This window comes from Nonomuraea sp. NPDC050663, from assembly GCF_044456985.1.
Lineage (GTDB): Bacteria > Actinomycetota > Actinomycetes > Streptosporangiales > Streptosporangiaceae > Nonomuraea.
The window spans coordinates 241,042-248,677 of the sequence record NZ_JBITGL010000015.1 but is presented as its reverse complement, the minus strand read 5'-3'; the positions used below and the strand labels follow the sequence as shown (position 1 = coordinate 248,677).

Genomic DNA, 7,636 nt, shown 5'->3' with positions numbered 1-7,636 from the left:
CCCGGGGCCCGGCCTTTAAACCCCAGTTGTTAAAACCCCCCCCCCCCCGCCGGGGGGGGGGGGGGGGGGGGGGGGGGGGGGGGGCGGGGGGGCCCCCCCCCCCCCACCACCGTCCGGTTACTCGCCAACGGTCGCCCTAGCCTCGGCCCACCTCTTGTTCAGGTCGGCGAAGATGCCGTTCAGGTCACCCTTGGCCGCGCCGCGTGCCACGTCGACGATGTTCTGCCGGTAGTCGGGCGAGCCCAGGCCGATCTCCGACGCCTTGTCGATCGTGTCGACCTGCTCGGCGCGCTTGTCGTCCATGTAGACGAACTTCACCCCGCCCTCCTCGAACGGCGTCAGGCTCGACGGCAGGGCGGCGCCCTTGACCGACGAGATCGACAGCGCGGCCTGCGCGTCGCCCGACTTGGTGATGAACCACTCGATCCAGGCCTTGGCGGCCGGCTTGTTCTTGGAGTGCACGTTCACGGCGTACTGGTAGTCGGGACGCACCGACGTGCAGAACTGGCCGCCGGTCTGGCTCGGGAAGGGCATGTAGGCGATGTCGTCGGGGTTCTGGCCCGCCTTGGTCGCCGCCTCCTTCATCTGCACGACCGCCCAGGAGCCCAGCGCCATCGTGGCGATCTTGCCGTTGGCGATGAGGTTCTTGGACTCCTCCCAGTTCGTGGTGTTCGGGTCGGCCTCGGTGAGCTCGTTCGCCACCACGTCGAACAGCAGCTTGTCGGCGACGTGGAGGGGCTGGCCGGGCGCCCACGGGCTGTCGGTGCCGGCGAGCCTGTCGCCCGCGGCCGCGTCGCAGCCGACCGAGCCCAGCGCGTGGCCCCACATCGTCAGCGGCCACATGTCCTTGTAGTTGGTGTAGTACGGCGTCGCGTCGGTCTTGTCCTTGATCGCCTGGAGGCCGGCGAGGAACTCCTCCGGCGTCTTCGGCCACTCCTTGACGCCCGCCTTCTCCCAGACGGCCTTGTTGTAGACGAAGCCCTGGGCCGTGCCGATGTTGGCGATGCCGTACACCTGGCCGTCGACGGTGGCCCGGTCGGTGAAGTCGTACTTCTTCGACAGCTCCTCGGCCGATCCGAGCGGCTCGAAGAAGGTGGGGTACTGGCTGACCTTCACGGTGTTGGGGATCGACAGGACGTCTCCGTACTCCTCGGAGCTCATCCGGATCTTGACCTCGCCCTCGTAGTCGGTCAGTCCCTCGAACTCGACCTGCACCTTGGGGTAGATCTTGTTGAACTCCGCCGCGTACTTGTCTGCCTGCCCGCTCTCCACCTGGTCGGTGCGGTTGGTCAGCACCGTGATGGTGCCGGTGATCTGGTTCGGGTCTGTTTGCGCGGTTGGGGCGGCCCCCGTCGCCGCCGGTTCGTTCTGCCCGCCGCAACCCGCGACAGCCACCAAGCATGCGGCCAGTACGGCGGTCGCCACGCGATGAGCCACGGCTCCTCCTGTCCATTCTCCTTAACCGGGAAAGTGATGTGACCATACGAGCGCTACGACAACGATGTCAACGGATGACCGCAAACACGGCTTCTACCAGCTAAATCAGGACTTATAGATCGTCGATTTATCGGTTCATCTCCAGGCTGGAACGCGGCGGAAACACCCGGGCTCGCAGGCGGCGACGGTAGGCGGACGGATTAGGATCCACTTATCGGTTAAGTAAGGAGTTCGATGAAGCGGCCGACCATTGCGGACATCGCTCAGCGTGCAGGTGTGTCGAAGGTGGCGGTTTCTTACGCGCTCAACGGACGGCCCGGGGTGTCGGCCTCCACCCGGTCCGCCATCATCGCGATCGCCGAGGAGATCGGCTGGCGTCCCAACAACGCCGCCCGGGCCCTCAACAGCGCGCAGGCACGCTGCTTCGGACTGGCCCTGTGCCGCCCCGCCCGGACACTGGGCATGGAGCCCTTCTTCATGGAGCTGATCAGCGGCATCGAGGGCGAGCTGGCCGCCCGCGGCTACTCCCTGATGCTCCAGGTGGTGAGCGATCACAGCGCCGAGATCGAGGTCTACCGCCGCTGGTGGGGCGAGGGCCGCATCGACGGAGCGTTCGTGGTCGACCTGCAGTTCAACGACCAGCGGGTGCTCGCGCTCGAGGAGATGCGCATGCCCGCCATCGTGATCGGGCACCCGTCGGAATCCCGCTCGCTGGCGTCGATCTGGTCCGACGACGGCGAGGCCACGCGCGAGACCGTCGACTACCTGATCGCCCTCGGGCATCGGCGCATCGCCCGCGTGGCCGGGCTGCCGAAGCTCGTGCACACGGCGCAGCGCGACGCGGCCTTCCGGGAGGCGTGCGGCCCGCACGTCGAGCACACGATCGTCCACACCGACTACTCCGGGGAAGAGGGCGCCTACGCCACCCGCCGGCTCCTCAGCTCCGGCTCCAGCCCCACGGCGATCATCTATGACAACGACATCATGGCCGTGGCGGGCCTGTCGGTCGCGCAGGAGATGTCCGTCGCCGTGCCACGCGAGCTGTCCATCGTGGCCTGGGACGACTCCCCGCTGTCGCAGGTGGTGCACCCGCCGCTCACCGCGCTGAGCCGCGACATCCCCGCCTACGGCGCGCACGCCGCCCAGCGGCTGCTGGCGCTCACGGCGGGCGAGCACGTTCCCGCGTTCGAGGACCAGACGGCGCGTCTGACACCCCGCGGAAGCACGGCCGCGCACCGCGGGGGCTCCCAGAGCACCTGACTGGGGCCGCACCCCCGCGCTCCGGGCGACGGGTTCGGGCGTGCCATGCTGGGTCCATGCGAACTCGGTGAATCGGCGAAACCATGGTCGGCGCGATCGGACTGGGCGCGATGCAGCTCGACGACCCCGCCGCGAACATGGAGCGGGCCGAGGCGACCATGCGGGCGGCGCTGGACGCCGGGGTGACGCTGATCGACACCGCGATCGCGTACGGCCCGGCCGACCGGGGCGCCGACATCATGGGCTCCAACGAGCAGCTGGTGGCGGCCCTGCTGGATCGGCTCGGCGTCAGGGACGAGGTGCTGGTCGCGACCAAGGGCGGGCACACCCGCGACACCGACGGCGGCTGGGGGCTCGACAGTTCGGCTGCCGGGCTGCGCAGGGCCGTCGATGCCAGCCTGAAGAACCTCGGCGTGGACCAGATCGACCTCTACCAGCACCACCGGCCCGACCCGAAGGTCGACTACGCCGAGGCGATGGGGACTCTCAAGGAGATCCACGACGCGGGCAAGGCCCGCATGCTCGGGTTGTCGAACGCCGATCCCGACCAGATCAGACTGGCCCGGAGCATCCTCGGCGACGCCCTGGTGAGCGTTCAGAACGAGTTCTCGCCCCGGTTCCGTTCGAGCGAGCCCGAGCTGCGGCTCTGCGATGAGCTGGGGCTGGCGTTCCTGCCCTGGAGCCCCTTGGGCGGGGCCCGGCAGGCGGGCGGGCTGGGCGGGCGGCACACCGCGTTCGAGGAGGTGGCCGCGGAGGTGGGGGTCAGCCCGCAGCGGGTGTGCCTGGCCTGGATGCTCGCGAAGTCGCCGGTCGTCATCCCGATCCCGGGCGCCAGCCGTCCCGAATCGATCATCGATTCCGCCGCCGCGGTGGAGCTGCGGCTCAGCGCAGAGCAACTGGCCCGGCTCGACGTCTCCTGAGGAAGGCCGGAGTCGTCCGGCGGCTTCCCTTTCCACCTTTAATCGATTATCGTCAATTAACGATGAAAGCCCTGGAGAGAGCCCAGGCCGAGGAGTACGCGAGCTGGTTCAAGGCCCTGGCCGACGCCACCCGCATCCAGATCGTGTCCCTCCTGGCCAGGCAGAAGCAGCCGATGACCGTCGGCGAGATCGTCGCCGCGGTGTCGATCGGCCAGTCCACCGTGTCCCACCATCTGAAGATCCTCTCGGAGGTGCGCTTCGTCCTGGTGGAGCACCGGGGGACGTCGAGCCTGTACCGGATCAACGAAGCATGCGTGAGCTGCTTCCCTACCGCCGCCGACGTGGTGATGGGCAACCCCGTCCCGGCGACACCCTCGTGTGAGTGAGGAACCATGACTGACGGGGAATCGGACATCGTCCACAGGCTGGAGACCGGGCCCGTCGACGCCCTCCCTGACCTGTGGGTGGACGCCGTCGTCTCCGACCGCGTGATCGATCCCGCCGCCGACAGGGCGGCGCTGTTCGCCGAGCTGTTCCGCGTGCTGCGCAAGGGCGGGCGACTGGCGGTCAGCGACGCGGTCAGCGACGTCGGCGAATACCGTCGGCTGCTCCAGCGCGCCGGCTTCGTCGGGCTTTCGATCACCCTGGCCGAGGGGCGCCCGGCCGTCGTCGAGGCGCGCAAGCCCGACGCCTGCACCGGCATGGTCATCCGGCCCATGCGTGACGAGGACGGCGCGCAGGTGCTGGCCATCTACCAGGCCGGGCTCGACACCGGCAACGCCGGGTTCGAGACGACCGCGCCCTCCTGGGAGGCCTTCAGCCAGGGCAAGGTGCTGGGGTACGTCGCGGAGGACACCGAGACCGGCCGGGTCCTGGGCTGGGTGGCCGCCTCGCCGGTCTCCGGCCGGTGCGTCTACTCCGGCGTCGTCGAGCACAGCGTCTACGTGCACCCCGGTTGCCAGGCGCACGGGATCGGCCGGGCGCTGATGACGACGTTCATCGCCGCCAGCGAGGACCGCGGCGTCTGGACCATCCAGTCCGGGGTCTTCCCGGAGAACGCCGCCAGCCTCACCCTGCACCAGGCGCTCGGCTTCCGGACGGTCGGCACCCGCGAGCGCATCGGCCGCCACCACGGTGTGTGGCGCGACGTGATCTTCCTGGAGCGCCGCAGCCCGGCGGTCGGCTAGGGGGTGGCGCTCAGTTCGCCGACCAGCTTCTCGACCCGGGCGCGGATCTCGTCACGTATCGGCCTGACCGCCTCGATGCCCTGGCCCGCCGGGTCGTCGAGCTGCCAGTCCTCGTAACGTTTGCCGGGGAAGATCGGGCACGCGTCACCGCACCCCATCGTGATCACCACATCGGAGGCCTCGACGGCGTCGACAGTGAGGATCTTCGGCCGCTGTCCGGTGATGTCGATGCCGACCTCGGCCATCGCCTCGACGGCGACGGGATTGACCGAGGCCGCGGGCGCGGACCCGGCCGAGCGCACCTCGACACGGTCACCGGCCAGGTGGGAGAGCCACCCGGCGGCCATCTGGGAGCGTCCCGCGTTGTGCACGCAGACGAACAAGACACTGGGGTTCACTATATTGACGATAGTCGAAATCGATGAACATCAATATCAGGGGAGCACGTGGAGCCGTCGACCGTCCTGGACTGCCGTTCGCCACTCGCCCGTGAGCCGCTCCGGCCCGAGCGCGCGGCCGGGCTGGCGAAGGCCTTCAAGGCCCTCGGCGACCCGGTACGGCTGCGCATCGTGTCGATCGTCGCCAGTCACGAGGGCGGCGAGGCGTGCGTGTGCGACCTGACCGCCGCCTTCGACCTGTCGCAGCCGACGATCAGCCACCACCTCAAGGTGCTGAAGGAGGTCGGCCTGCTCACCTCCGAACGCCGCGCCTCCTGGGTCTACTACCGCATCGTCCCCGACCGGCTCGCCGAGCTGTCGTCCCTGCTCCAGCTCCCCTCGCAGGCCGCGCGGTGAGACGCCGCCTCCTGGCCGAGTTCGTCGGCAGCACGCTGCTCGTCACCGTGGTCGTCGGCTCCGGCATCATGGCCCAGTCCCTCTCCCCCGGCGACGCCGGCCTGCAGCTGCTCCAGAACTCCACGGCGACCGTCCTCGGCCTGGCCGTCCTGATCCTCATCCTCGGACCGGTCTCCGGAGCCCACTTCAACCCCGTCGTCTCCCTGGCCGCGTGGTGGCAGGGCCGCCAGATCTCCTCGCGCGAGCTCGGCGGCTACCTCACCGCTCAGGTGCTCGGCGGCGTCGTCGGCTCGGTCCTGGCCAACCTCATGTTCGGCAGGCCCGCGATCACCTGGTCAACCCACGATCGCGCCGCGCCGTACCTGTGGCTCGGCGAGGTCGTCGCCACGGCGGGCCTGGTGCTGGTGATCTTCTCCCTCGTCCGCTCCGGTCGGACCGCCGTCGCCCCGGCGGCGGTCGCCGCCTACATCGGCGCCGCCTACTGGTTCACCAGCTCGACCAGCTTCGCCAACCCGGCCGTCACGATCGGCCGCGCCTTCACCGACAGCTTCGCCGGCATCGCGCCCGCGTCGGTGCCCGGCTTCGTCGTCGCTCAGCTCATCGGCGGGGTGGTCGGCCTGCTGCTGGTCCGCGGCCTGTTCGCCCGGTCCACGCCGGAGCGGGTCAGAGCCTCCTGATCAGCTCTCTGGCCGTACGGCTGGCGCCGATCAGGGTGGCGGAGGCGGGTCCGGTCCAGTCGCCGTAGCCGAGCAGGTGAAGGCGGGGTTCGCCGAGCGCGCGGGTGCCGTCGACGGGGATGAGCCCGTCGGGTCCGCGCAGCTTGAGCGGGGCCAGGTGGCCCAGCGCCGGGCGGAAGCCGGTGCACCAGATGATCACGTCGACCGGCAGCGACGAGCCGTCCGCCCAGGCGACCCCGTCGGGCGTCAGGCGGGCGAACATCGGCTCGGCCTTGAGCACCCCCCGATCACGCGCGTCACGAACGGGCGGGACCGCGACGATGTCGCCCAGGTCGCCGCCGCTCTCGCCGTGGATGCGCCGGGTGGCGTGCTCGAACAGGGCCCGGCCGTCCAGCTCGTCGGGCAGCAGCCGGGGCGGGCGCTGGGTGACCCAGGTGGTCTCGGCGACGGTCGACACCTCGGCGAGGATCTGGGCGCCGGAGTTGGCGCCGCCCACGATCACCACGCGCTTGCCCGCGAACGGCTCCGGGCCCCGGTAGTTGACGGTGTGGAGCTGCCGGCCGCCGAAGGCGCCCGGGTAGTGGGGCACGTAGGGGCGCCACCAGGTGCCGGTGGCGCTGACGACGGTGTTCGCCCGCCAGGAGCCGCGATCGCTCTCCACCAGCAGGGCGTCACCGTCGCGCCTGACCGCGCGGACGCTCACGGGGCGCTCGACGGGCAGCTGGTAACGCTGCTCGTAGTCGGTCAGGTAGGCGACCGTGTCGCCGGCCGTCGGGTAGCCGCCGTCGGCGGGGACGGGCATCATGCGGCCCGGCAGCGAGCTGTGCTGCGCGGGCGAGAAGAGGCGTAGCGAGGGCCACAGGTGTCGCCATGCCCCGCCGGGCCGCTCTTGCGCGTCGAGGATGACGAAGTCACGCTTCGCGCGGCGCAGGTAGTAGCCCGCGGCGAGCCCGGCCTGGCCCGCGCCGATGACGACCACGTCGGTCATGCGTCGACGGTCTCCCTGCGGGCCAGGGGGGTGAACAGCTCGCCCAGCTTGTTCACGGTCTCGGGGATGATCCGGTAGTACACCCAGGTGCCGCGCCGCTCGCCGTCGATCAGGCCTGCCGTACGCAGGATCTTGAGGTGGTGCGAGATGGTCGGCGCGGTCAGGTCGAACGAGCCGGTCAGGTCGCACACGCACGCCTCACCGCCCGCGTGGGAGCCGATCATCGACAGCAGGCGCAGCCGCACCGGGTCGGCGACGGCCTTGAGCAGGGCTGCCAGCTCGGCCGCGTCGCTCTCCGACAGCGGTTCGCGTGCGATCGGGGCGCAGCACTCGAGGCTCATGACAGGCTCCTAATTAGACAGCTGTCTAAACT

The 7,636-nt window shown here is 70.2% G+C and carries 10 protein-coding genes; 6 read left to right on the top strand and 4 right to left on the bottom strand.

Annotated features, from left to right (window positions below):
- Positions 1 to 117: 117 nt before the first annotated feature.
- Positions 118 to 1,437 carry an extracellular solute-binding protein gene (locus ACIBH1_RS36665; RefSeq protein ID WP_397318623.1) on the bottom strand — a complete coding sequence of 440 codons (1,320 nt, stop codon included), beginning with the start codon at positions 1,435 to 1,437 and terminating at the stop codon, positions 118 to 120.
- 234 nt (positions 1,438 to 1,671) lie between these two features.
- Here ACIBH1_RS36665 and ACIBH1_RS36660 point away from each other — a divergent pair, with 234 nt between their 5' ends.
- The 4 genes from ACIBH1_RS36660 to ACIBH1_RS36645 all read left to right on the top strand — a co-directional run bounded on the left by ACIBH1_RS36660 (position 1,672) and on the right by ACIBH1_RS36645 (position 4,804).
- Positions 1,672 to 2,697, top strand: a complete 1,026-nt coding sequence (locus tag ACIBH1_RS36660) for a LacI family DNA-binding transcriptional regulator (protein ID WP_397318622.1) — start codon at positions 1,672 to 1,674, stop codon at positions 2,695 to 2,697.
- An 83-nt stretch (positions 2,698 to 2,780) separates the two neighbouring features.
- On the top strand, positions 2,781 to 3,617 hold the full coding sequence (locus ACIBH1_RS36655; protein ID WP_397318621.1) for an aldo/keto reductase: 837 nt from the start codon (positions 2,781 to 2,783) through the stop codon (positions 3,615 to 3,617).
- Positions 3,618 to 3,679: 62 nt separating this feature from the next.
- A complete protein-coding gene (locus ACIBH1_RS36650) occupies positions 3,680 to 4,003 on the top strand; it encodes an ArsR/SmtB family transcription factor (RefSeq protein ID WP_397318619.1) in 324 nt (107 codons plus the stop codon).
- A gap of 6 nt (positions 4,004 to 4,009) precedes the next feature.
- Complete coding sequence (locus ACIBH1_RS36645; RefSeq protein ID WP_397318618.1) at positions 4,010 to 4,804, top strand: GNAT family N-acetyltransferase; 795 nt, start codon at positions 4,010 to 4,012, stop codon at positions 4,802 to 4,804.
- Here the strand turns inward: ACIBH1_RS36645 and ACIBH1_RS36640 are convergent.
- Entirely contained in the window at positions 4,801 to 5,202 is a 402-nt protein-coding gene (locus tag ACIBH1_RS36640; RefSeq protein ID WP_397318617.1) for an arsenate reductase ArsC, read from the bottom strand. The two genes, ACIBH1_RS36645 and ACIBH1_RS36640, sit on opposite strands and share 4 nt — an antisense overlap.
- A 48-nt stretch (positions 5,203 to 5,250) precedes the next feature.
- Here ACIBH1_RS36640 and ACIBH1_RS36635 point away from each other — a divergent pair, with 48 nt between their 5' ends.
- Positions 5,251 to 5,598 (top strand): ArsR/SmtB family transcription factor, encoded by a 348-nt coding sequence (locus ACIBH1_RS36635; protein ID WP_397318616.1) that lies wholly within the window; start codon positions 5,251 to 5,253, stop codon positions 5,596 to 5,598.
- Entirely contained in the window at positions 5,595 to 6,275 is a 681-nt protein-coding gene (locus tag ACIBH1_RS36630; protein WP_397318615.1) for an aquaporin, read from the top strand. The genes ACIBH1_RS36635 and ACIBH1_RS36630 overlap by 4 nt, the downstream gene beginning before the upstream one ends.
- Here ACIBH1_RS36630 and ACIBH1_RS36625 read toward each other — a convergent pair.
- Together ACIBH1_RS36625 and ACIBH1_RS36620 are read right to left on the bottom strand one after the other, a co-directional pair.
- Positions 6,262 to 7,263 carry an ArsO family NAD(P)H-dependent flavin-containing monooxygenase gene (locus ACIBH1_RS36625; protein ID WP_397318614.1) on the bottom strand — a complete coding sequence of 334 codons (1,002 nt, stop codon included), beginning with the start codon at positions 7,261 to 7,263 and terminating at the stop codon, positions 6,262 to 6,264. The two genes, ACIBH1_RS36630 and ACIBH1_RS36625, sit on opposite strands and share 14 nt — an antisense overlap.
- Complete coding sequence (locus tag ACIBH1_RS36620; RefSeq protein ID WP_397318613.1) at positions 7,260 to 7,604, bottom strand: metalloregulator ArsR/SmtB family transcription factor; 345 nt, start codon at positions 7,602 to 7,604, stop codon at positions 7,260 to 7,262. The genes ACIBH1_RS36625 and ACIBH1_RS36620 overlap by 4 nt, the downstream gene beginning before the upstream one ends.
- Positions 7,605 to 7,636 lie beyond the last annotated feature (32 nt).